Raw genomic sequence first — 24,850 nt, 5'->3', positions numbered from 1 at the left:
TTAATTAAATAAGAATCTTCTAAGAAGACTAATCTTCCTCATCCAAAGACTCTTCGTATTCTTTCAATAGTTTATCCTGAACATCAGTAGGAACCTGCTGATATTGGTCATAAGTCATACTAAATGTACCACGACCAGAAGTCAAGGAGCTTAAAGAAGTAGAATATCTGTGCATTTCAGCCAAAGGTACTTTAGCCTTAATGATTTGATAATGACCATCGGCTTCCATACCCATAATCATCGCTCTTCTTCCTTGGATATCTGTCATAACAGCACCCATGTTGTCTTCAGGAACTCTAATACTTAAATCATAAACTGGTTCCATAATTTTTGGTCCAGCATGCTTAAAAGCATCACTAAATGCAAAACGACCCGCTAATTTAAATGAAATCTCATTAGAATCTACAGGGTGCATTTTACCATCATAAATATAAACTGAAATATCGCGAGCATAAGAACCGGTAAGAGGTCCTTGGTCCATTCTCTCCATGATACCTTTAAGGATAGCAGGATTGAAGCGTGCATCAATAGCACCACCAACAATACAATTGTTGAAGACTAATTTACCACCCCAAGGTAGTTCATGCTCTTCTGTTCCTCTAACTGGGAAGTCAGTAGGCTTAGGCATATCTTCAGAATAAGGTTGGATGAACATATGAACTTCACCAAACTGCCCACTACCACCCGATTGCTTTTTGTGACGATAGTCTGCATAAGCAGATTTCGTAATCGTTTCACGATATGGAATCTTAGGAGCATAATATTCAATATCAATATGATAAACATTATCAAAATACCACTTGATGGTATTTAAATGTAGCTCACCTTGTCCTTTAAGGATGATTTGACGTAGTTCTCTACTGTGCTCCACAATAATTGTAGGGTCAGATTTACGCATGTCATTCAAAATAGAACCCATTTTTTCATCATCAGCAGAAGCTTTAGCCTTTACAGCAGTACTAGCAATTGGCTCTGGGAACGGAATAGGCTCAAACTTTAATCCTGATATTTTAGCATCAACCAAAGTATCATTCGTTTTAGTATCTTTTAATTTAATTGCCGATGCAATATCACCAGGATAAACTTCAGCAACCTTATCTCTCTTCTTACCAGCAACTACCATTAATTGTGGCAGTCTTTCTTTATTACCATGACGAGAATTAATCAAATCCATTCCCTCGGTTACTTTACCACCATATACTTTAAAGTAAGAAACCTCACCCATATGGGGCTCTACACTAGTTTTAAAAACGAAGAATGCAGTAGGGTCGGATTGAGAACAAGTAAATACCGTTCCGTCAGTAGCAGTTCTAGGTCTTCCTGATGGAGCAGGACAAGAATGATTAACGAAATCCATTAAACGATTAACTCCTACACCAGTTTTAGCACTAGTACAGAAAATGGGGAAGATAGCTCTGGTTCTCATACCTAAACGAATACCTTCTCTCATTTCTTCAAGAGTCAATTTATCATTTTCGAAATACTTCTCCATTAACTCATCACTACCAGCAGCAGCATTTTCCATTAACTTCAAAGATAATTCGGCAGCTTTATCAGCTTCAGAAGCAGGAATATCAACAATTTCACATGCTCCGCCACCCTTAGGGAATTTCAACATCTTATTTAACACTAAGTCGATGATGCTATCAAAACCTTCACCGGCATTGACTGGATACTGAGCTCTTGATACTTTATCACCAAAAAACTCTTTCAACTGACTTACAGTTGAATCGAAATTAGCTTTTTCGTGATCTAATTGATTAGCAATAAATAAAACAGGTGAATTAGATTTCTCAGCTTGACGCCATGCATTTTCTGTAGTGGCATCAACTCCTACATGAGTATTTGTTACTAATAATGCGGTCTCGACTACTGAAAGTGCAGAAACTACTTCACCAACATAATCATTGAATCCTGGAGTATCAATAATATTGATTTTTTTTCCGTCAAATTCAGTATACATGATTGTAGAGTGAACAGAGTTCTGTTTTTTAATTTCAATATCGCGATAATCAGAAACTGAGTTTTTGTCGTCAACTGAACCTTTTCTGTCTATCACTTTTCCTTCAAAAAGCATGGCTTCGGCAAGAGTAGTCTTCCCGCTTTTCGCCCCGCCAACAAGAGCCACGTTTTTGATCTCATCTGTTTTATATACTTTCATATTGCTATATTTTTAATTAAAAAAGATTATTTTCTGTTTGAAAGGCTTGCAAATTTATTTAAAAACTTTGTAAAAGGAAATAGCACAAGCAATTAAATGATTTTCAATCCATAGTTTAGAATGATTCAACCAAGCCTTTCCTAGGCCTTAACTGGCCTTAATTTTTACTACTTCTTCTAGAATTTCTACCCAAGTATTATCATTAATGGAAGCTCCCATTTCTTCAATTACTTTTCCGGCTAGTAAAGAACCTATTTTTCCTGCTTGGCCTAAAGATAATCCATTGAGATATCCATATAAAAACCCGGAAGCATAATAGTCACCTGCTCCAGTTGTATCAATTGGCTTGGCTTCTATAACTTCAATTCGGGTTGTGTTACCTTCTTTCAAAATCAAAGAACCATCTTTTCCCACTTTTACTATACTGATATCAACTTGTTCAGCTATAGCTTCTAAAGCTTTCTTAGGGTCTTCAAAGCCTGTAAACGATTTAGCTTCTTCTTCATTAGCAAATAAAATATCAACATAGTTGTCTGCCATTCTCTTTAAGAAATCTAACTTTGCATCCACCACATTGAAACTTGCTAGGTCTAAGCTCACTTTCAAACCTGCTTCTTTTGCAGTTTTAACGGCTTTCTCAATCAACTCTTCATTAAATACTAAATATCCCTCAATGTGAAGAACATCGTAGCCTTTAAACAATTCAGGTTGAATATCGTCAGCAGAAAGCTCAACAGCTGCACCTAAATAGGTAGCAAAAGTTCTTTCCGAATCTGGGCTAACCATGGCTACTGCTCTACCAGTCTCTGTTTCAGAATAAAATAGAGAAGGGCTTATATTACTTTTTACTAGATCGTCTTTAAATATTCTACCAAAATCATCATTCCCAATTTTACCAACAAAGGCTGTTTCCATGCCTAAACGGGCAATTCCATGTATGGTATTGGCTGCGGAACCACCACTAGCTAAAGAACTTTTTAAATGAGAGGTGAGTTTTAAAATTTCATTGCTTTTTTCTGCATCCACCAATTGCATACTTCCTTTTGGAAATTCTATTTGAGATAATATATTATCATTTTCCAAAGGGGTCATGATATCAACTAGGGCATTTCCCAAGCCTATAACTTTTGCCATTTTATATTCTGTTTTATTTTTAGAGATGCCAAATGTAGTAAATTACGAGCATATTATTTCCACATTATTTTTAATGAATGTTAAACGAAAAATAGTAACTTTAGCCGTTCACTTAAAAAACAAATAATTATGACAGAATGGAAATGCACAAACTGTGGAAACAGAGAAGTTTCGGACATTAAACCTACGGTATGCCATATTGAGTGCTGCGGCGAAATTAACACCTTCGAAAAATATGCAGACCAAGTTTTACCGAAAGCTTATACCTGGAAATGCACCAATTGTGGAAATAGAATTTCTACTTTAGCACCACCTATTGTTTGCCCAATCACCTGTTGTCAAGCTACCAATTCCTATTCTCCTATGGCATAGCATAGCATGACTTAATTTAGTAAAAAGAGTCTTTGAAAGTCAGATTTAATTCTGGCTTTTTTCATTTCAAGAGCTTCCCTACTTTTGCAAAATGAAAAATCCGATCTTAAAGCTAGCCCTCCCCAATATACTCAGCAACATCTCTGTTCCGCTAGTGGGGATGGTAGATTTAGCTTTAATGGGGCACATGGATTCTGAAATCCATTTAAATGCCATTGCTATTGGTGGTAGTATTTTTAGCTTTATCTATATGAGTTTTGGTTTTTTAAGGATGAGTACAACCGGTTTTGTAGCACAAGCCCATGGCCAAAACAATAGCAATCAGATTGTTCAGGTTTTCAGCCGTTCGATGATGGTCGCTTTTTCTGTGGCTTTAGTATTAATGAGTTTACAAATCCCAATAGGTAAACTTGGAGTAAATTTGCTAGGAGCTAGTGAAGCCATTAATTCAGAAGCTTTAAAATACTTTCACATTAGAATATTTGCCGCTCCAGCCACATTAGGCCTTTATGCTATCATGGGATGGTTTATTGGTAGGCAAGACACCAGAACTCCTCTTTACTTAGCATTACTTATTAACATTGGGAACATCCTTTTTAATATCATTTTCGTTTTTGGATTGGATATGAAATCGGAAGGCGTGGCTTGGGGAACTTTAATAGCTCAATATATAGGTTTTACTACTGGATTATTTGTACTGATAAAAAGAAGCAAACCCATGTGGAAAAATTGGACTTTGATCGAAATGCTAGAATCCTCTGAATTGAAAAAGTTCTTTGGTGTAAACAGAGATATCTTTATCCGCACTATTCTTTTACTTGTCAGCCTCACCTTCTTTACCGCTAGTTCAGCTCGAATGGGACAAGAAATACTAGCCATCAATACGCTCCTCTTTCAATTCTTTTTATTCTTCACTTATTTTATTGATGGATTTGCAAATGCCGCGGAAGCTTTAGTTGGAAAGCATATTGGTGAAGACAAACATGCTAGCCTCAAACCTTTGGTCTACAAAATTTTTACTTGGGGATTTTTCATCAGCCTTCCATTTTCTTTATTATACTTTCTTTTTGGAAGTCAAATCATGGGAATACTAACCGACCTTCCGCATTTAATACAAAGTGCCCAACCTTATTTTATCTGGATCGGAATCATGCCCATCATCAGTTTTGCTGCATTTATATGGGATGGGGTTTATATAGGTGCTACAGAAGCTGTACCTATGCGAAATTCAATGATTGTAAGTTCTCTTTTTGTGTTCTTTCCTCTATTTTTTGTGCTATACCCTTTATTTGGAAATCATGGATTGTGGTTTGCATTTATCGCCTTCTTAATGAGTCGAGGTTTATTTTTACATTGGATTTCGAAAAAGTATATTTTTAAATAGAATCTCATCCAGTTTTATCAATTCACGCTTCGGTTTGAAGTAATGAAACTAAAAAACCATATCAAATACAAACCCAAAAGTCTATAAACGCCTTCCTAATTTAGGTATATAAATACCAAAATAATTCACAAAACTAGTCTTATTCGAATTTTTATGCAAAGCTCTATCTACTGATATATCTGTGTTACATGGGTTTTTAACTAAATTCTAGAAAATAAATTAGTGCGACCAATGCGCTACAATGATATTTTTCATAACTTTGTAAGCAGCTCATTTTTAAATAACAACACATTTAATTCGGAAATAGTCAAAACTAATCAAAATCTAACAATATGGCAAGAGTTATAGTTCTTGGCGCAGGTATTTCTGGTCATACGGCCGCCTTATATTTACGCAAAAAGCTGAATAAAACACACGAAGTAATAGTAGTGAGTCCCAATAGTAATTACCAATGGGTTCCATCCAATATCTGGGTTGGCGTTGGCTTGATGAAACCAGAGGATGTTATTTTCAAACTAAAACCAGTTTATGACAAACAAGGCATCCAATATAAACAAGCCCTAGGAATGTCTATTCACCCAGAAGGTGATGACAAAAACGAAACGGGCTTTGTAAGGATCAAATATGTAGACCCCGAGAAGCAAGGTCAAGAAGAAGATGTGGCTTATGATTATCTGGTAAATGGAACTGGTCCAACTTTGAACTTTGCAGCAACTGAAGGCCTAGGCCCCGATAAATATTCAAATTCTGTTTGTACTTACGACCATGCAGCCCATGCATGGAAAAACCTAAAAGTATCATTGGAAAAAATGGAGAATGGGGAACACCAAACTTTCTTAATTGGCACTGGACATGGAATGGCGACTTGCCAAGGGGCTGCTTTTGAATATGCTTTAAATATTGCTTTCGAAATCAATAAACGAAAACTCCAGAAAATGGCAGATATCGTTTGGATCACCAATGAGTACGAATTAGGTGATTTCGGAATGGGAGGAGCCTATGTAAAAAGAGGAGGCTATATAACTCCAACTAAAGTTTTTACCGAATCGATTTTAGCGGAGTATGGTATCAGTTGGATTAAGAGAGCAGGAGTTTACAAGGTGGAAGAAGGTATTGCGTATTACGAGAATCTTGATGGTGAAATGAAAGAACAAAAATTTGATTTCTCCATGCTCATTCCTGGTTTTAAAGGAGCCAACATGAAAGCCTTCGATAAAAAAGGCGAAGATATTACTGCTAAAGTATTTGTACCAAATGGTATGATGAAAGTAGATGCAGACTATAGTGGCAAACCATACGACGAATGGAAAGCTAGTGATTGGCCAGAAATTTATCAGAGCCCTGCCTATGATAATATGTATGCCAGTGGAATTGCTTTTGCACCTCCTCATGGAATGTCAAAACCCATGAAAAGTAAAAACGGAACTCCCATTTTCCCAACACCTCCAAGAACAGGAATGCCTTCTGGAGTAATAGGTAAAATTGTAGCAGAAAATATCGCCTACAGAATAAAAACTGGTCGAGAAGGCCATCCTCACAAAGCTTCTATGGCAAAACAAGGAGCTGCATGCATTGTATCTGCCGGCTATGGCCCATTATCTGGTCAAGCTGCTACCATGACTGTTTCTCCTATTGTTCCTGATTGGGAAAAATATCCAAAATATGGTAGAGATATTAGCAAAACAGTTGGTGTTGTAGGACTTGCTGGCCATTGGATGAAATTATTTATGCACTATATGTTTCTTTATAAGGCTAAAGCTAAACTAGGCTGGTCATTAATTCCCGAATAAAAAAAACTAAAATATATTATTATGGCTAATTTACACGAAAGGTTAAAAAACACACCTTATAGCAATCAGTCCTTCGCAACCCGTCCCTCAAAATGGACTATGTTTTGGAGAAGGTGTTTAATTGTACAGATTTATCAATTCTTTGCTTTGAATTTAAAGATCATGAGAATTGTGGTTGGTGGACACTCTTAAGCAGAAATAAAACAAATAAAAAAAGCCAGATAAATCTGGCTTTTTTTATTTCTCAATTTATAATAGTCAATAATGCTATTTCTTTACTTTATATTTTTTCGCAGCTGGGTTTTCCGATTTAAATCTATTCAATCTTTCTTGCCATTCACCACTTTCTTTTTGTGACTTTATTACCTTTTGAATGAGGTGAGGTCTATAGGTATTCAGGTTTCGTTGCGTACGAGCAGTAGGAATGGGCGAGCTATCTCCCTTTTTAGGCTTGCTTGTCATTTGCATGCTTTTCAAATTTTTCACATTACCTGTAATGATACCATTTTCAATTCTAAGAGGTTCACCATCGGCACCAGTAAAATAGAAATAATTATTGGTCTCATCTGACTCACTTATACCATCAAAACCATCAGCAATCATCACTAAGTAATAGTCTCCGGTATACTCTGGTATGGTATATTGAAAATAGAAAGACGCATCCTCTTCTCCATAAAGTGTTTCAGCCACACCAGCTCCTGCTGGCACATCAATATAATTCCACCAGTTAGCAGCCATACCATAAACATCTCCCATTTCTTCTGTTAAAAGCCCATCTTCTCCATAATTTCCATAATCATCAGAATAATAATCATAGATTAATATATCGAATTCACTAGCATCATAAGCATTGTATATCACATAGGATATATTCCAATCTTCACTTGCAAGAATGGCTTCCTGGCCAATATTATAAACTTCATAGGTAATAACTCTATCTAAAGGACTACTACTCTCTGGGTTCGTTTCATCAATAAGATTCCAAGCAATAAGGTCTTTTCCACTTGAATTATCTTCTTCAGGATTATAACCTATTCCAGGTTCTATTGCCGCTACAAAAGCAGCAAAACAGAACTCGTCAACAAAGAAGTCATAATCAACCCATATACGACCACTATTTCCCCAAGTAGTATTCCAAGAGTTTACAACTTCAAATGCTCCTCCGCCAATACCTTTATTGTCATTATAGCCAGAAAGAGTCATGGCATGATAAGCATGCTGACCATTATAGGCATAAGAATCTGAAGAAATCACATCATCGGAATTCCAGGACATAAAATTATCTCCCAATTTAGCACCGAAAGCAATAGGACGTCCTTGGGCCAAATATTTTTTCAAGAGGTTAATTTTTATTTCTGAATCCACTTGACTATTTTGAGTTAACTCGGGAATCTCTCTATAATTATCAATTTTAAAATTATTAGCCTCATTATCCCAAGAAGATTGGGTAGCTGAAGAACAGTCGCCTAAACTCTCATAGGGAACAGTTGAATGTGTAGCTATTCCAGAAGATAACATGACATCAAAGGCATATTCAAAATTTGTTCCATCACAACTGGAACCTTTTAAATTATTAGGAATAGCCCAAAATAAATATTTAGGACTAAATTGCTTGGAAGGATCTTGTAAATCAGTACTTGAATAACCTTTGTCTTGTGCTTCTAAAGCTGTGCGCAAATTATAACCGACAGCCCATGATACACAGGTTCCATATTGACCCTGATCACCAATAGGAGGAAAATTAGACAGCATACTAACTGAACTAGGTAAATCATTGGGATCAACAGGTTCGGGATCAATAACCACATCGTCTTCAATCTCTTCGTGATTTTCATCTGTTGCTCCATCAAACAGCCAACCTAATACTATTGCCAATTCTTCGTCTTCAAGTAACAAGTTTCCATCCTTATCACATGAAGAAAGGCTTACTGACATAACAAAGGCAAATACTATAGTGCCTATTATTGAAAGGTATTTAATATTTTTCATATCGCGATATTTTAAATTAATTCTGTATTATTTGTAAGGTAGATATTTGAGCTTTTGAAAAATCAATTGATAGACCTTTATCACTATTTATATTATCAAGTTCAGGCATTCCAGATAAAAACCTGGAATTGTCAACTGAGATTTCTGCTTCAATTATAGCATTATTAAACTTCACAGGAAAAGTATAAACATTTCCTTTCATTTCGATTGGTGCATTAAAAACAGTCTGTTGAAATTCAACTCTTCCCATATAATTTCCATTATTCATAATGGCTTTTTTATGCAAAATCACGTAATTCATAATAAAATTATCGGTGGCTTTGATTAAAGATAAATCTAGATGGTCATAAAACACACATGCCCCAAACTGAACATCTCCATTAAAAGTAGCATGCTGAAAACTAGCCAATCCAAAGAATTCTGATTTCAAAAAATTAACATTACCATTAAAACAAGTTCTTTGGGCTTTAAATTTGCCATTAAAAATACATTCAGCAAAATAATTGTCAATACTTCTAAAATCAGCACCTTCAATATCTATAATACCTTCAAAAGTACTCTTTGAAAAATTGGCAAGCCCATTCACGACAATTTCTTTCAAAATAACATCAGCATTAAATTCACAATTAATGAAAGTAATGTTTTTTATAAAGCTGATTCTATGATCAGTTTTTCCTTCACTCTTATATGCCAGAATATTATCTGAAAAAGAACAATTGATGAAAGTTATTGAGGATGATATCGTTCCTCTTTTAATATGAGGTCCTTCCACATAATAATCTGTGAGCTTTGTAAAGTCAAGTTCACCTTCTATTATAGCACCTGATATATAAATATCTTTTCCTTTGGTAATACTCCTTTCTAAAGAGGAGACTTTTACTGTATTGTCATTTTCCTGAGCAATCATACAAGAACTGATGTTAAACAAAAGGGCAAAAATGAGAATGGCATATTTATTCATCTGACTATAATTTATTTCAAATATATAGTTTTTATTTTTCTTTCAGAGCTAAAAAAGGGTAAACGCTATCTGCCAACCTTTTTTTGCCTTGTATAACTTGATAATGGATATTTCATTTTGTATTTTTAATCTTTCTTAACAAAGCCATTTATACTAAATATTAGCTCGACCAGTTATTTAATAAAGCATCAAAAAAAACTGAGTCTATGTTGCATTATTGTAAAATGATACTTGAAAAAATGACTATTGATACGAGTCTATTCAAGAAAGAACTTAAGAAAGCTTATAAAATGCTCACTCCAGAAGAGTCTATAGAATTATATAACTGGGGAAAGAAAAGATTCCCAAACCTAGTAACCATTCATCCTAATCAGCTTATACTAGTTAGCTAAGGTTTGCTTGCATTGCTATAGCAAATTAGAACTGTTCCATTTTGATGGGTAAATGTGTCATTTTATCATTTTGCTCATTCTAAACCTCTATTTTTGTCTTTCTAACAAACGTTAATAATTAATCCATAATGAGAAAGATATCTTTATTATTGTTGATGGCAGTTATTATGCTATCGGCTTGCGAAAACAAAGCCCCAGAAAAAGACATGACTGAAAATCCATTTTTTGCAGAGTGGGATACTCCATTTGGCGTTCCTCCATTTGATAAAATAAAAGAAGCTGATTATATGCCAGCTTTTGAAAGAGCCATTGAAATTCAAAACGACGAGATTGCTGCTATAGTAAACAATACTGAAGCTCCTACTTTTGAGAATACCATTATTGCTTTAGACAAAAGTGGTGAAGACTTAAGAAGAGTGAGTGGTGTATTCTTCAACTTAACTGAAGCTAACACTAACCCCGACTTAACAGCTATTACTGGTAAAATCGCACCAAAATTGGCTAACCACAAAGACAACATCATGCTCAATGCTGGTTTATTTAAAAAGGTGAAAGCCGTTGCTGATCAACAAAAAGATATGAATATCGAAGTCGAAAAAGGAAACGATCAAGCATTAAACCAAGAACAAAAAGCATTGCTTGACATATTATACAAAGGATTTATTAGAGGAGGTTCCGATTTAAACGATGCTGACCAAGCAAAGTTAAGAGTCATCAATGAAAAATTAGCTTCTTTATATCCTAAGTTCGGTCATTTATTACTAGAAGAAGGTAATAACTTTTTCATGTTGATAGAAGACGAGAAAGAATTAGCAGGCTTACCAGCCTCAGTAAAAGAAGCAGCAGCTGTTGTCGCTAAAGAAAAAGGTAAAACAGGATGGGCTTTCACATTAGATAAGCCAAGCTGGATTCCTTTTATGCAATATGCCGATAACAGAGCAAAAAGAGAAGAACTCTATACTGCCTGGATGAATCGAGGCAAAAAAGAACCTTATAGTACTAATACAATTATTGCTGAGATTCTAGTTTTAAGAGAACAAAAAGCTCAACTATTAGGTTTCAACAATTTTGCAGAATATGCCATTGCTAAAAACATGGCTCAAACTCCAGAAAATGTGTATAAACTATTAATGGATCTTTGGAAACCATCATTAGCAAAAGCTACACAAGAAGCTTTTGAATTACAAGCCATCATGAATAAAAGTGGCGTAAAAGGTGAATTAAAAAGCTGGGATTGGTGGTATTATACTGAAAAATTAAGAAAAGAAAAATTCGACCTTGATGAAAATGAATTGCGTCCTTACTTCTCTTTAGAGCAAACTAAAAAAGGTGCTTTTGAATTGGCAGGTAGACTATATGGCCTTAAATTCAAGAAAAGAACTGACCTTCCCGTTTATCATAAAGATGTTGAGACTTATGAGATTTTAGAAGCTGATGGAAAAACTCATGTGGGTATCTTCTATGTTGATTTCTTCCCTCGTAGCTCAAAAAGAGGTGGCGCATGGATGGAAGCTTATCGTAAGCAATCAGGTGCTGGAGAAGATTTTGTTGCTCCAATTATTGTAAACGTATGTAATTTCACTAAACCAACAGCCGATGCTCCATCTTTATTAAGTATTGATGAAGTGGAAACATTATTCCATGAATTTGGACATGCTTTACACGGTTTCTTATCTAATGTGGAATACCAAAGCATTAGTGGTACTTCAGTGAAAAGAGATTTTGTTGAACTTCCTTCTCAAATTATGGAGAACTGGGCTTTACAACCAGAAATGTTAGAGCTATATGCTTTTCATTATAAAACAGGTGAATTGATTCCTCAGAATTTAATAGAGAAATTACAAAAGAGTAGCCAGTTCAACCAAGGCTTTGTGACTACAGAGTATTTAGCTGCTAGCTTATTAGATATGGCTTATCATACTGCACCAAAAGCAGCAGATGTTGACATGAATATTTTCGAGCAAAACACTATGGATGAACTGGGTTTAATTGATGCTATCATTCCAAGATATAGAACGAACTATTTCTCTCATGCATTTAGTAGTGAAGGATATGCAGCTGGTTATTATGTTTATATCTGGGCAGCCGTATTAGACAGTGATGCCTTTGAAGCATTTGCTGAACAAGGTTTATTCAACCGTGAATTAGGTCAAAGCCTAAGAGACAATATCATCTCAAGAGGTGGTTCAGATGACCCAATGACGTTATTTGTAAACTTCCGTGGCCAAGAGCCAAGTATTGATCCTCTTTTGAAAAAGCGTGGTTTGAAGTAAAACAATTTTCAAAAAAAGATAAAAGATGTCATCGCTTAGAGCGATGACATCTTTTTTTTATGCAATAGAGCAAGACCATTTAATAGGTTAATACTTCATTCAAATACGAGGCGGCAGATTTCTCAAACCCACAGTTTACTATTGTAAATGAGGACTTTAAAAAATAGGCAACGAAGTAGTTAGATGAAAGATTGGCTTTAATAGTCCAATTTCAATAATTATGCAATTCCCTTAAAACTACTATCTAGTGTCAGCAAGAAAACTACTGATTTTTGGAGTGCTTTGTCAGAAGGCGTCAAGTTCGAGGTTTTCGCAGTTTTGAAAATCAGGCGTTTACATTTGTAAATAACTATTTTCAAAACAAGAGTAACGAAGAAATTGGCGTTTTCTGGCAAGCACTATCTATGAGCAGCTGCCATACTCACCATACTAATTTTTACTCCTTCTACTTCCAATAACACCTGTGCACAAGCTTCTAAAGTAGACCCTGTGGTAATCACATCGTCAACCAATAGAATATGCTGATTTTTCAACTTATCGACCTCCTCTACTTTAAATTTATTCTTCACATTTTCCCAACGCTCGAGTTTGGTTTTTTTAGTTTGAGTTTCTGTTTCAGAACTTCTAATAAAGCTAGTATAATCATAAGGAATATCCATGCTTTCCGACAAACCTTTTGCTATCATTTCTGCCTGATTATAACCTCTAATTTTTTGCTTTGAATGATGAAGAGGCACTGGAATTATCAAATTAACATGCCTAAAACATTCGCTTTTCTTTAGAAAAACGCCATATCTTTTACCCAAATAAACCCCAATTTCAGGTTGCTTATTATACTTCAATTGATGAATCAGATTCTGAACCTTGTTTCCTTTATTATAAAAATAGAAAGAAGATACCATCTCGATTGGAATCTTTCCCCAAAACAAACTCAATAAGGGGTTTTTAGGGTCTTTATGATAGAAGGTTTTAGGTAAGTGAATCAAACAGTGAGAACAAATGACTTCCTCATGACGAAACAAGGTATTACCACAAGCCATGCAGGTTCTGGGGTAAATCAAATTCAAAAAATCTTCTAACAAGGATTGAATCATAATGATTATATTTGATGCGTTAATCTTTAATCTTCATTCTATTGACATCCACCATAGAGATATCAAATTTAAGTATAGCTTTTCCTGAAGCCACAAGCAAAAAAGTGGTGGTTAATGATTTGTGTTTAACCATTCCCCGTGGTAAAACGGTAGGATTGGTGGGAGAATCGGGATCTGGAAAATCCATCACCTCTATGGCTATCATGCAACTACTCCATCAAAAAGCAGAAATCACTGAGGGCCAAATCATACTGCAGCTCAAAGATAATGAAAAAGAGGAGCTATTACAAATGAAGCCAGAAAAGTTCCGAAAATTGAGAGGAAATAGAATCTCGATGATTTTCCAAGAACCCATGAGCGCATTAAACCCAGTTCAAAAATGCGGTAAGCAATTAAGTGAAGTTATCGCTATACATCATGAAGTATCTGCAAAAGAGCTCAAATTAAAGGTTCTTCAAATAATGGAAGCCGTTCGTCTTCCTGATATTGAAAGATTGTATAAAAGCTATCCTCATGAACTCAGCGGTGGACAAAAACAAAGATTAATGATTGCCATGGCTATGGCCAATGAACCAGAACTCTTAATAGCCGACGAGCCTACCACTGCCTTAGATGTTTCTGTACAAAAAACCATTTTAGATCTCATTAAAAACCTCAAAGAGAAGTATAATACTAGTGTATTATTCATTACACACGATCTTGGAGTAGTAGCAGATATCGCAGATGAAATTGCAGTCATGTTTAGAGGAAAACTAGTAGAAAGTGGAAAAGTGGAGCAAGTATTGAATAACCCTCAACATGATTATACAAAAGCCTTAATGGCTTGCAGACCTCCTCTTGACAAAAGACCAAGAAGATTAGCATCTGTTAGTGATTTCTTGCAAGGCCACCAATCTAAAGAAATAGTTTATATAGCTCCAAAAAAAAGGAAGGCTATTCATGAAAACATGTATTCCAAACCTCCTCTGTTAAAGATAGAAGACTTGGTGGTTTCTTATGTGATGAAAAAAAATATTTTGGGGAGGGTAAAACAAAGACATCAAGCTGTAAAATCAGTCAACTTTGAATTATACAAAGGCGAGACTTTGGGTTTGGTGGGTGAATCGGGTTGCGGAAAAACTTCTTTGAGTAGAGCATTATTGGGATTGCTAAAAAGTGAATCGGGTAAAATCTGGTGGGACAAGCAAGATATCCTCCAGTTTTCAAATCGAGAATGGAGGCAATTTCGTCAGAAAATGCAGATCATCTTTCAAGACCCTTATGGCTCATTAAATCCCGCCATCAGCATAGGTCAAACAGTGATGGAGCCCATGTTGGTCCACTTAAACTACTCCAAAACTAAAGCCAAAGAAGAGGCTCTTTTATTACTCGAGAAAACAGGAATCACTCAAGACCAATTTAACAAAAAGCCTTCAGACTTCTCAGGCGGGCAGAGACAAAGAATCTCCATTGCTCGAGCGCTTGCCATGAAACCAGAAATTATCATTTGTGACGAATCGGTTTCCGCTTTAGATGTATCAGTGCAAGCTCAAATCCTCAACCTCCTCAACGATTTAAAAGATGAATTCCAGCTCTCTTACTTGTTCATCTCCCACGATTTATCAGTGGTGAAATATATGAGCGACAGAATCATGGTAATGCAAGAAGGGGAGTTTGTAGAAATAGAAGAAGCCGATGAGTTATATAAAAACCCAAAAAACGAATATACCAAGATGTTGATTTCTTCAATTCCTGGCACTCTTGGTACTTAAACTAGAAAGAGAAAGAAGCACCAAGCATAGGCTTTATGGAAACATTACGAATATTTGTGTCATTTAACAATATTTCTAAACCCGTTTCAAAAGACCATCTTTTGTATCGATACGATACTCCAACTCCAATATTTACATATATATAATCATCATCTCTATCGGCAATAAAATCATAACTAGGATATTCTATATGCCCATGACCTATCCCCAATTGAGCAAATGGTTGAAATGTAAATTCTCTGAAATATCTTCTATAATTCAGACCAAATTCAAAATTTTTATAAGAATTAGAAACAAATAGGTTAGAAAAAAAGGCATCTGCGAATACCATATCTTTATTAGATATCATATATCCAATTCTTGGTGATATGTTAATATAGGTCTTCTCACCTTCATAAAAGTTCACTCTTATATCTTGAATACCAATATGAAACTCCCCTTTCTTAGGCCTATAAATAAAAGTATTACTTTCAGACTTCGGTGCTTCTTTTGTTTCATTTTGGCCAATTAAGGCAAAAGGCAGTGTCAACAACAGCCCTAAAACAATTAGTAAAGATTGTTTTATCATGATTATTTAATTTGGATAATTTTAGACAAATATAAAACAAACATGAAGTAAAGAACAATTAAAAAGTCCAATATACCTGAATAAGGTTTAAAGAGTATCTAAAAATCACAGATTTCCTAAATGATGAATAATAACAATTCATTATAAATTCAGTTTGAGTAAAAGAAAACAAAAGCGAATTCTTTGTTGTATTTTTGTATCACACTTAATAATAAGGAATTATGAAATCTTTTAAAACATTTATCCTTTTCATCTTACTGGCTCCTCTTATAGTTATGGGTCAAAACATTGAAGTCATTAAGTTTCATGAATTAGAAAAAAAATACATGAATGATTCAGACACCTTATATTTGGTCAATTATTGGGCCACATGGTGTAAACCCTGTGTAGAGGAACTTCCTGATTTTATCAAACTGAATACTTTACTGAAAGATCAGAAGTTTAAAATGATTTTAGTCAGCTTAGACTTTCCTTCGCAGATTGATTCAAGAGTCAAACCATTTATTAGAGAAAATGGAATTCAAGCAGAAGTGGTAGTATTAGATGATGATGCTAATGTTTGGATTAATAAAGTAAATAAAGATTGGGATGGCGATATTCCGGTCACACAAATCATTCAAAAACAAAATAAGGAATTCTATAATTCCACCTTAACCTATTCAGATCTTATAGATATTACCGAAATTAAACTAAAATAAAATGAAAAAAAATAATCTTTTAATATTATTACTTCTAGTGACTTCCTTCACATTTGCTCAAGGCTATAAAATTGGCGACAAGGCCATAAACTTTAACTTGAAAAACATCGATAACCAAATGGTTTCTCTTTCAGAATATAGTTCTGAAAAAGGAGTCGTAGTCATTTTTACCTGTAATCACTGTCCTTTTTCTGTGGCCTATGAAGACAGAATTATTGCCTTAGATAATAAATATAAGGACTTAGGCTTTCCAGTAGTGGCCATCAACCCTAATGATCCCATCTCCTATCCTGAAGACTCTTTCGAGAACATGAAGATAAGAGCCAAAGAAAAAGGATTCTCTTTCCCCTATCTTTTCGATGAGAATCAAGAAGTATATCCCGTTTATGGAGCCACAAAAACGCCACATGTTTATTTGTTAAATAATGAAAATGGCAAATTTGTAGTTTCCTATATAGGAGCCATTGATGATAATTCAAAAGACGCATCACAAGTGGAAAAAACCTATCTGTCTGATGCCATTGATGCTCTCTTAGCTGGTAAGAAACCTGAACCTAACCTAACTAAAGCAGTAGGCTGTTCTATTAAAGCTAAAAAATAGAGAATGCTTAACCAAGCTAGCTGTTAAACCTTTTTTCAGGTTAATTTATAACCCATTAAAACGACGTCTTTAAGGTCGTTTTAATGGGTTTTGTTTTACAAATATTCCTAACTTAGCCCATCTTTTAAAAACAAACACATGAAAAAAATATCCATAATGATGGCTATGCTGTTCTTTGCGCTGATACTTCAGGCTCAGAATATGCAAGATCTCATCGCTAAAGCAGGAGATTCCAAAACATTTCCTAAATCTGATGTGGTAGTGATTTTTGACAGCACCTCTGTTGAAATGCAAGCCACAGGCTTAAGTTACTATCAAATGCACAAATTGGTTAAAATCTTGACCCTACAAGGGGCCAAACAAAACCATATTGTAAAAGTGGGCTACGATCCTCTTTCTGCCTATGTGGAAATTCAAAAAGTAATTATACATAAAGCCAATGGAGATACTAAAACCATTGAAAACCCAGTACTAGATTATGCGGCACCAGCAAGAGCTATTTACTGGGGAGCACGTGAAAAGATGATTGAAGTTGGTCGTTTAGAGCCAGGAGATGCATTAGAAATCATCACCTTTAAAAAAGGCTATACTTATGCGCTTTTACAAGGAGCTAGTGATGATGACAATGACAAATATATACCTCCAATGCGAGGCCATTTTTATGATATCGTTCCTTTTTGGAGCAACGAACCCATACTGGAAAAAACGTATGTTTTAAGTATCCCTAAGGATAAAATGTTGCAGTATGAGATATTTTATGGAGAGTTAACTTCCAAATTACAATTCCAAGGGGAGCGCATTGAATACATATTTACGAAAAGAAACATTATGCCTGCTGAAAGAGAATCAGGAATGGTGAGCAAAAACAATGTAAATACCAAGCTGTTGATGTCAACAAGTCCTGATTGGTATGCCAAAGGAAAATGGTTCTATACTGTAAATGAAGATTATGATGCCTTTACACCGACTCAAGAAGTTCAAGAATTTGTAAATGAACTTCTAAAAGGGAGCAAAACAGAGTTAGATAGTATTTCTGTTCTCACACACTGGGTTGCCGACAATATGAGATATTCGGGCATATCCATGGGCGAAGGAGAAGGGTTCACCTTACATAATGCAGAGATGAACTTCACCGACAGATGTGGTGTTTGTAAGGATAAAGCCAGCTTATTAATTTCATTCTTAAGAGCTGCAGGATTTGAATCTTATGCCGCCATGACAATGGCTGGTGAAAGAATAGATGATGTACCTGCCGACCAGTTTAACCATTCGGTAACAGTGGTTAAAAGAAGAAATGGCGATTATCAGTTACTCGACCCTACTTGGGTTCCCGGTGTTAGAGAATTATGGTCGAGCGCTGAGCAACAACAAGGTTATTTAATGGGATTACCCGATGGCGCCGATTTAATGTACACTCCTATTTCTCCACCTGAAAACCATTATGTGAGAATCAATGGGAAATCTAAACTAGATAAAGCTGGTTTACTAAAAGGTAGCTTTACCATCACTGCCGAAGGGCAATCTGATGCTTCTGTGAGAAGAGTATTCTCCGGATTACGCACAGAATGGGACAAGAATTTAGAGAAAGAATTACTAAATCTACACCCCAATGCTCGATTAACTAAAGTCACTCATACTGACAATGATAAATATTTAGAAGAACCCGTTTCCATTACTTATCATTATGAAATTCCAGATTATGCCTTTGTAGGCGCGAATGAAATTATCTTCACTCCTCCAATGGCATCTGGCGTATTCAAAAGAGCAATGGCACATCTTTATACCAATACTGCTGCAGAAAACAAGAAATTCGGATTTAAAGATCGTTGTTCTCGATTAGTAGAAATTAATGAAGAGGTTGAACTACCTAAATACGATGAAGCACTTCCACTTCCAACTGCTGATAAAGTTTCATCTGAATACGTTAGCTTCGATGGTGGATATGAGCTAAATGGAAAGAAACTCCAGTTTTCTGAAACCATAAGCTTAGGAAAAAGAGTTTATGAAGCTGAAGAATGGCCAGAGTATCGCCAAGCAGTCCTCAACCAGAATCATTTTGCCGATCAAAAAATCATCTTGAAGAAATAACAAAACTCTGTGCCGTTTTGGTTCCTTTAATGTTACTGTGTGATTTAATTATTACACAAAGAACCACGAAGAAGTCACCAAGAGGCACGAAGAAAAAAGAAAAATCATGAAGAAATATATTATCCTAATAACAATAGCATTTCTGACAACAATGGGCTTTACTCAGGAAACAGATGCTGTTTTCAAGAAAATAAAGAAAGAACATATTATGCATACCGATGGCAGCATAGAGTTCAAATACTATAAAGAGGTAAAATTACTTACTCCTTATGCGTTCAACAGATTATTCGGAGAAACTTTTGTGGTTTACAATCCAGACTTCCAGAAACTGAAAATCCACAAGTCCTATACCATTATGAATAATGGACGCAAAGTGGAGGCTCCTGCAAACGCATTTAATATTGTTTTGCCAAGAGCGGCTTCTGATTATCCAGCCTATAATCAAATGGAAGAAATGGTGATTACCCATACTGGATTAGATGTGGGTTGTACCATTTATTTAGAATATTCTGTGATTTCAAAACCTGGATTCATGACAGAAATGATGGGCACAGAAATCCTCTCAGAGAGTGTTCCAGTGGAAGATTACAAAGTGGTGATTAAAGTTCCAGCGAGAAGAGCATTGAAGTTCGAATTAATGAATAGTGAATTAAAACCTGAGGAGTCTAATAATGGTAAATACCGTTCTTATAAATGGTCTTTTGGTAAAATTAGTCAACGAGCTTTTGAGCAATCCGCTCCTGCTAATTACAATTTAGCCCCAACATTATCATTCTCTACTTTCCCCGATATGACAAGCGCATTAAACGCCTTTAATGCCAATAAAGCCATGGATGATCAATTACCTTCTAGTTTATTGAAGAAAGTAAATAACTGGAAAAAAGAAGCCAAAACTAAAATGGAATTGGCTTTAAACATTCAGAAATATATTGCAGATAATATTTCGAGCAAACATTTCCCCATGGAATGGCATAATTACATGCTTCAAACTCCAAGTCAAGTTTGGAATGCTAATATTGGAAATGATATAGAGAAGTCTATACTTCTATCAAAAACACTACAAGCAGCTGGATTTGATGCCAAAGTAATGGGGTTCATGCCAGAGAAACTATGGCACAGCCAAATCGCTGACCTTGCAAACTTCAAGCACTTTGGTGTTTTGGTTCAAATAAAAGGGCCGGAAAGCTTTGTATTATCAGCCACTCAAATCAATCAGAAATCTATGGATTTAGATTTTCCAAGCGATTTAATGCTGGATTTAAAAACAGCCAAGGTCATTACTTTGAAGAAAATAAAAGCTGGAATTTATCTGAATGCTCAAATCACTATTGATCCCGATAACCAAATATTTGGTCAGCTACAATTCAAACTCAATGGAAGCTGTTTCGATGCTTTGGCTTTATATGAAGACACCAATAGTATTACTAGGAACTTCAGCAATGGCTTAGCCTTTGACAAAGAGAAAAAGGTTGAAGCCTCATACTCAGGAAACTCAAATGCTAAATTCACCATTGCCATTAAAGACGAAGGAAAAATCGAAAAGCAAGAGAATTATTATTTCTGGAAACTTCCTCAAATGAGAAATGGCATTGCAGCTCAACATTTTAATACTTTGCCTGCAAATAGAGAGTTTCCTTTAGTAGTAGAAGCAATTGAGGAGGTCTACGAATATTCTATCACCCTACCGAAAAGTGTGGAATGGGTAGAAAAAGAAGTTTTAATGGAGTATGACGAGTCTTTTGCCAAAATGAAAGTAGAAGTCAAAAGAAAAGATGGGAAAATCTTTGTGACAAAATCATTAACCATCAATCCTGTCATCATTGATATGATGGCCGAAAAAGGCCCTATGAATGTTCATTCTCAAAAGATTGAAGTTTACGAACGAACATTGAGCTTAGAAGAATATGCTATTTTCCGTCAGATGATGATTGATTGGAATAGTGATAGCGCTAATGAACTGGTGCTCAAAAGGTAAAGCCACCAAAACAAAAAAAAAAGATGTCATAGCTTAAAGCGATGACATCTTTTTCTTGTTCCGATAAGCTAAACTCTAATATCTATAGTGATCAGCTTTATAAGGACCTTCCACTTTAACGCCAATATAATCAGCTTGTTCTTTAGAAAGTTCTGTTAATTTCACACCAATTTTTGCTAGGTGTAAACGAGCTACTTCTTCATCTAAATATTTAGGTAAGCGATAAACGCCAACTTCATACTCATCTTTCTTCTCCCAAAGGTCAATTTGAGCTAAAGTCTGATTGGTGAAAGAATTACTCATTACAAAACTTGGGTGACCTGTAGCACAACCTAAGTTCACTAAGCGGCCTTCAGCCAATAGGAAGATAGAATGTCCATCAGGGAAATTATAACGATCAACCTGAGGTTTGATATTGATTTTCTCAACACCAGGAATGGCTTCCATTTGTACCACTTGGATTTCGTTATCAAAATGTCCAATATTACAAACAATAGCTTGATCTTTCATTTGACTCATGTGCTCAGCTGTAATGACGTCTTTGTTACCAGTAGTAGTCACAAATACATTTCCTTCTTTAACTGCTTCCTCCATGGTAGTTACTTCAAAACCTTCCATAGAAGCTTGTAAAGCACAAATAGGATCAATCTCAGTAACTATAACTCTAGCACCATAAGATCTCATAGAATGAGCAGAACCTTTTCCTACATCACCATATCCTGCAACCACAACAACTTTACCTGCAAGCATCACATCTGTAGCTCTCTTGATACCATCAGCCAAAGACTCACGGCATCCATAAAGGTTATCAAATTTAGATTTAGTAACGGAATCGTTCACATTGATAGCTGGAACTAATAATTCACCATTTTCAAACATATGATATAAACGGTGAACACCTGTTGTTGTTTCTTCAGAAACACCTTTCCATTCAGCAACTGTACGTTCCCATCTTGTAGGGTCCTCTTTTAATAATCCTTTAAGAAGCTTTAAAATCTCACCTTCTTCCTCAGTTTCAGGCTTGTAATCTAAAACAGTTGCATCTTTTTCAGCAGCATACCCTTTGTGGATTAATAGAGTAGCATCTCCACCATCATCAACAATAAGTTGAGGGCCTTTTCCACCAGGAAAATTTAAAGCTTGATTTGTACACCACCAGTATTCTGATAAAGTTTCGCCTTTCCAAGCAAACACAGGAACACCAGTAGCAGCAATAGCAGCTGCAGCGTGATCTTGCGTAGAAAATATATTACAGCTACACCATCTTACATCAGCGCCAAGAGCCACCAAAGTTTCAATTAAAACAGCAGTTTGAATGGTCATGTGTAATGAACCCATGATTCTAACTCCGTTCAATGGCTTAGTTTCACCGTATTTTTCACGGAGAGACATCAGGCCTGGCATTTCGCTTTCTGCGATATCTAATTCTTTTCTTCCCCATTCGGCCAAAGAAATATCGGCAACTTTATAAGGAAGATTTGTGGTAAGTAATTCTGACATAAATTTATATATTATTATTCTTAACTATTTTAAGGGGAGCAAAGATAGCAATATTTTATAGGGATCTTAAATCGAAAAATCAAATTATTGTTAATCTATTGGTCTGGATTTTATGCTATTACGCAGAACACTAAATTCTAAACTAAGAAATGTGCTAAAAAAGCTAAATTCTGAATTAATACTGGCCTGGAAATCAAGGCCAATACTCATAAAATCAAGAGGAATTAGCTTAAAACCAAGCTTTAAAGGAAGTCCTAATTTAGAATAGTTTTCGGTAGCATATTGATAACCAGAAACAGTATGGTATAATTTTGCTCCTCTATTACCCCCCCCATACTAAACTCAAGCCAAACTGACATTCAAATCTAAAAACACGACTCCCAAAATATCTTCCCAGCATGAAACTAAGATCATTTCTATTCTCTCTAGGCTCCGATGGACCAAACAATTCTATCTCATTAAATCGCAGAAAACTTCCAGTATAAATATCCTTAAGTGAAAAAATATTAACCCCTAAGCCATAAGATTTCCAAGGTTTTGTATTCACATCATAGCTCATTCCAATCTTAGGATTAATAGAATATTTATTAGTATTACCTTGAGCCAAGACTGAAACTGAGAAAACAAACAGGAGGATGGTCGCTAATAATCTCATAAACTGATTTAAGCAACAAAGTTACAATTTACAACACCCCTTTTCCAGTTATACACTCATTGCCACATTCTTCATTCCATAAAAAACCTCAATTTAATGATAATAAAACCATCAAATTGAGGAGATACTATTATTTTATTTTGTAACCAAAGTCACTGTAAGCGTAAAATCATCATAAATCATTTTATCGCCTAAGCCCTCGAAAAAAGAACCAGAACCGTAGCGAACATCATATTTAGAACGATCAACTACTACTGTGGCCATCATTTTTCCATCATCTTTTTTCACTTCAAACTCAATAGGTAAAGTAATGTCTTTTATGGTTAACTCCCCCATAACACTGGCTTTATCCTTTTTGAATTTGGAGCTTTTACTAATCACAAGTTTGGCTGTTGGAAATTTTTCAACTCCGAAAAAATCTTCAGACTTTAAATGACCTTCAAGCTTGGCTTTGTATTCAGCATCTTCAATATCTGCATTTACAATACTGCTCATGTCGATTACAAATTCACCTCCTTTTAAGGCTTTGCCTTCCATCACCACATAACCTTCTTGTAAACTAATGCTTCCATTATGTTCTCCAGTTACCTTTTTTCCCAACCATTCTAGGCTCGATTTATCGGTATCTATTTCTACTTTCTGTGCCATTACACCTACACTTGCTAATATGATAACGGCTGCTAATATTGATTTTATTGTATTCATCATTATTGTTTTTAATTGTTATTTAATTCTACTTAATATTCGGAACTTCTATGCACAATACATAAGCCGACCGATTGGCCTTTATTTTTGTTTCTTGAATTTCTGATAAACTCATGGCATCTCGTGCTTCTAAAGCCTCCCCTTCTATTTCAACCTCTCCATCAATAATAAAAAGATATACACCATAACTAGACTCCTCCAGGTGATAATTTATCGAAGAATTTGCTTCCATAAATACTCGTGATATTTTAGCTTCTTGATGAATCGTCAGTGCATTACCATCGGGTTTAGTCACGCTGGTAACTAATTGTTGCCACGTATTCTGAGCTTCTTCTGGATGAAAATATTTCTGATCATAAACAGGCTTTACATTGCTTTCATTTGGAAATATCCATAGTTGTAGTAAATTGATATCTTCGGATTTACTGGCATTTTCTTCAGAATGAAATATTCCAGTACCAGCACTCATCACCTGAATTTCATTTACTCCAATCACCTCCTCATGATTCATGGAATCTTTATGACTTATTGCTCCTCGCAAAGGAATGGTAATAATTTCCATATTATCATGGGGATGCTCTCCAAATCCTGTTCCGGCTTGAATAATATCATCATTCAAAACCCGAAGTGCACCAAAATGCATTCTATCTCTATTCTGATATCCAGCAAAACTAAAGCTATACCTGGCTTGTAGCCATTGATAATTTGCTTCACCTCTACTATCAGATTTTATGATGTTTTTCTTCATTTCTCCTCCTT

General features: G+C 35.4%; 20 protein-coding genes. 10 read left to right on the top strand and 10 right to left on the bottom strand.

The window, feature by feature from the left end:
- Positions 1–28 precede the first annotated feature (28 nt).
- Both HNS40_RS05120 and HNS40_RS05115 read right to left on the bottom strand, forming a co-directional pair.
- Complete coding sequence (locus tag HNS40_RS05120) at positions 29–2,161, bottom strand: translation factor GTPase family protein (RefSeq protein WP_172278347.1); 2,133 nt, start codon at positions 2,159–2,161, stop codon at positions 29–31.
- A gap of 147 nt (positions 2,162–2,308) precedes the next feature.
- Positions 2,309–3,295, bottom strand: coding sequence for an adenosine kinase (locus tag HNS40_RS05115; protein ID WP_172278345.1), 987 nt, complete (start codon positions 3,293–3,295; stop codon positions 2,309–2,311).
- Positions 3,296–3,424: 129 nt separating this feature from the next.
- Between HNS40_RS05115 and HNS40_RS05110 the strand changes: the two genes are divergently transcribed.
- From HNS40_RS05110 to HNS40_RS05100, 3 genes are all read left to right on the top strand, one after another.
- Positions 3,425–3,667, top strand: coding sequence for a hypothetical protein (locus HNS40_RS05110; RefSeq protein ID WP_172278343.1), 243 nt, complete (start codon positions 3,425–3,427; stop codon positions 3,665–3,667).
- 91 nt (positions 3,668–3,758) lie between these two features.
- A complete protein-coding gene (locus HNS40_RS05105) occupies positions 3,759–5,051 on the top strand; it encodes an MATE family efflux transporter (protein ID WP_172278341.1) in 1,293 nt (430 codons plus the stop codon).
- 332 nt (positions 5,052–5,383) lie between these two features.
- Entirely contained in the window at positions 5,384–6,841 is a 1,458-nt protein-coding gene (locus HNS40_RS05100; protein WP_172278339.1) for an NAD(P)/FAD-dependent oxidoreductase, read from the top strand.
- Between the two features lie 267 nt (positions 6,842–7,108).
- Here the strand turns inward: HNS40_RS05100 and HNS40_RS05095 are convergent, their stop codons facing one another.
- Positions 7,109–8,830 (bottom strand): C1 family peptidase, encoded by a 1,722-nt coding sequence (locus HNS40_RS05095; RefSeq protein WP_172278337.1) that lies wholly within the window; start codon positions 8,828–8,830, stop codon positions 7,109–7,111.
- A 16-nt stretch (positions 8,831–8,846) separates the two neighbouring features.
- On the bottom strand, positions 8,847–9,791 hold the full coding sequence (locus tag HNS40_RS05090; protein WP_172278335.1) for a pentapeptide repeat-containing protein: 945 nt from the start codon (positions 9,789–9,791) through the stop codon (positions 8,847–8,849).
- A 206-nt stretch (positions 9,792–9,997) separates the two neighbouring features.
- On the opposite strand from HNS40_RS05090, the gene HNS40_RS05085 reads away from it, so the two are divergent.
- Positions 9,998–10,183, top strand: coding sequence for a hypothetical protein (locus tag HNS40_RS05085; protein ID WP_172278333.1), 186 nt, complete (start codon positions 9,998–10,000; stop codon positions 10,181–10,183).
- A 128-nt stretch (positions 10,184–10,311) separates the two neighbouring features.
- A complete protein-coding gene (locus HNS40_RS05080) occupies positions 10,312–12,456 on the top strand; it encodes a M3 family metallopeptidase (RefSeq protein ID WP_172278331.1) in 2,145 nt (714 codons plus the stop codon).
- 398 nt (positions 12,457–12,854) lie between these two features.
- Here the strand turns inward: HNS40_RS05080 and HNS40_RS05075 are convergent, their stop codons facing one another.
- On the bottom strand, positions 12,855–13,550 hold the full coding sequence (locus HNS40_RS05075; RefSeq protein ID WP_172278329.1) for a ComF family protein: 696 nt from the start codon (positions 13,548–13,550) through the stop codon (positions 12,855–12,857).
- A 41-nt stretch (positions 13,551–13,591) separates the two neighbouring features.
- Between HNS40_RS05075 and HNS40_RS05070 the strand changes: the two genes are divergently transcribed.
- Positions 13,592–15,301, top strand: coding sequence for an ABC transporter ATP-binding protein (locus HNS40_RS05070; protein ID WP_172278327.1), 1,710 nt, complete (start codon positions 13,592–13,594; stop codon positions 15,299–15,301).
- 1 nt (position 15,302) lies between these two features.
- On the opposite strand, the gene HNS40_RS05065 is transcribed toward HNS40_RS05070, so the two are convergent.
- Positions 15,303–15,869, bottom strand: coding sequence for a hypothetical protein (locus HNS40_RS05065; protein ID WP_172278325.1), 567 nt, complete (start codon positions 15,867–15,869; stop codon positions 15,303–15,305).
- Between the two features lie 221 nt (positions 15,870–16,090).
- On the opposite strand from HNS40_RS05065, the gene HNS40_RS05060 reads away from it, so the two are divergent.
- From HNS40_RS05060 to HNS40_RS05045, 4 genes are all read left to right on the top strand, one after another.
- Positions 16,091–16,567: a TlpA disulfide reductase family protein gene (locus tag HNS40_RS05060; RefSeq protein WP_172278323.1), complete on the top strand. Its 477-nt coding sequence runs from the start codon at positions 16,091–16,093 to the stop codon at positions 16,565–16,567.
- A gap of 1 nt (position 16,568) precedes the next feature.
- The gene (locus HNS40_RS05055) at positions 16,569–17,168 is read left to right on the top strand and encodes a thioredoxin family protein (RefSeq protein ID WP_172278321.1); all 600 of its coding nucleotides are present in this window, start codon (positions 16,569–16,571) and stop codon (positions 17,166–17,168) included.
- Between the two features lie 138 nt (positions 17,169–17,306).
- Entirely contained in the window at positions 17,307–19,256 is a 1,950-nt protein-coding gene (locus HNS40_RS05050; RefSeq protein WP_172278319.1) for a DUF3857 and transglutaminase domain-containing protein, read from the top strand.
- A 106-nt stretch (positions 19,257–19,362) separates the two neighbouring features.
- Complete coding sequence (locus HNS40_RS05045; RefSeq protein ID WP_172278317.1) at positions 19,363–21,231, top strand: DUF3857 domain-containing protein; 1,869 nt, start codon at positions 19,363–19,365, stop codon at positions 21,229–21,231.
- Between the two features lie 75 nt (positions 21,232–21,306).
- On the opposite strand, the gene ahcY is transcribed toward HNS40_RS05045, so the two are convergent.
- The 4 genes from ahcY to HNS40_RS05025 all read right to left on the bottom strand — a co-directional run bounded on the left by ahcY (position 21,307) and on the right by HNS40_RS05025 (position 24,839).
- Positions 21,307–22,731 (bottom strand): adenosylhomocysteinase, encoded by a 1,425-nt coding sequence (gene ahcY, locus HNS40_RS05040; protein ID WP_172278315.1) that lies wholly within the window; start codon positions 22,729–22,731, stop codon positions 21,307–21,309.
- A gap of 322 nt (positions 22,732–23,053) precedes the next feature.
- A complete protein-coding gene (locus HNS40_RS05035; RefSeq protein ID WP_172278313.1) occupies positions 23,054–23,386 on the bottom strand; it encodes a hypothetical protein in 333 nt (110 codons plus the stop codon).
- Positions 23,387–23,521: 135 nt separating this feature from the next.
- Entirely contained in the window at positions 23,522–24,091 is a 570-nt protein-coding gene (locus HNS40_RS05030; protein ID WP_216663729.1) for a YceI family protein, read from the bottom strand.
- 28 nt (positions 24,092–24,119) lie between these two features.
- Positions 24,120–24,839: a pirin family protein gene (locus HNS40_RS05025; protein WP_172278309.1), complete on the bottom strand. Its 720-nt coding sequence runs from the start codon at positions 24,837–24,839 to the stop codon at positions 24,120–24,122.
- Positions 24,840–24,850 lie beyond the last annotated feature (11 nt).

It is taken from the genome of Lentimicrobium sp. S6, assembly GCF_013166635.1.
Lineage (GTDB): Bacteria > Bacteroidota > Bacteroidia > Bacteroidales > UBA12170 > UBA12170.
The sequence above is the reverse complement of the archived record's forward strand: the minus strand, read 5'-3'. Positions and strand labels throughout refer to the sequence as shown.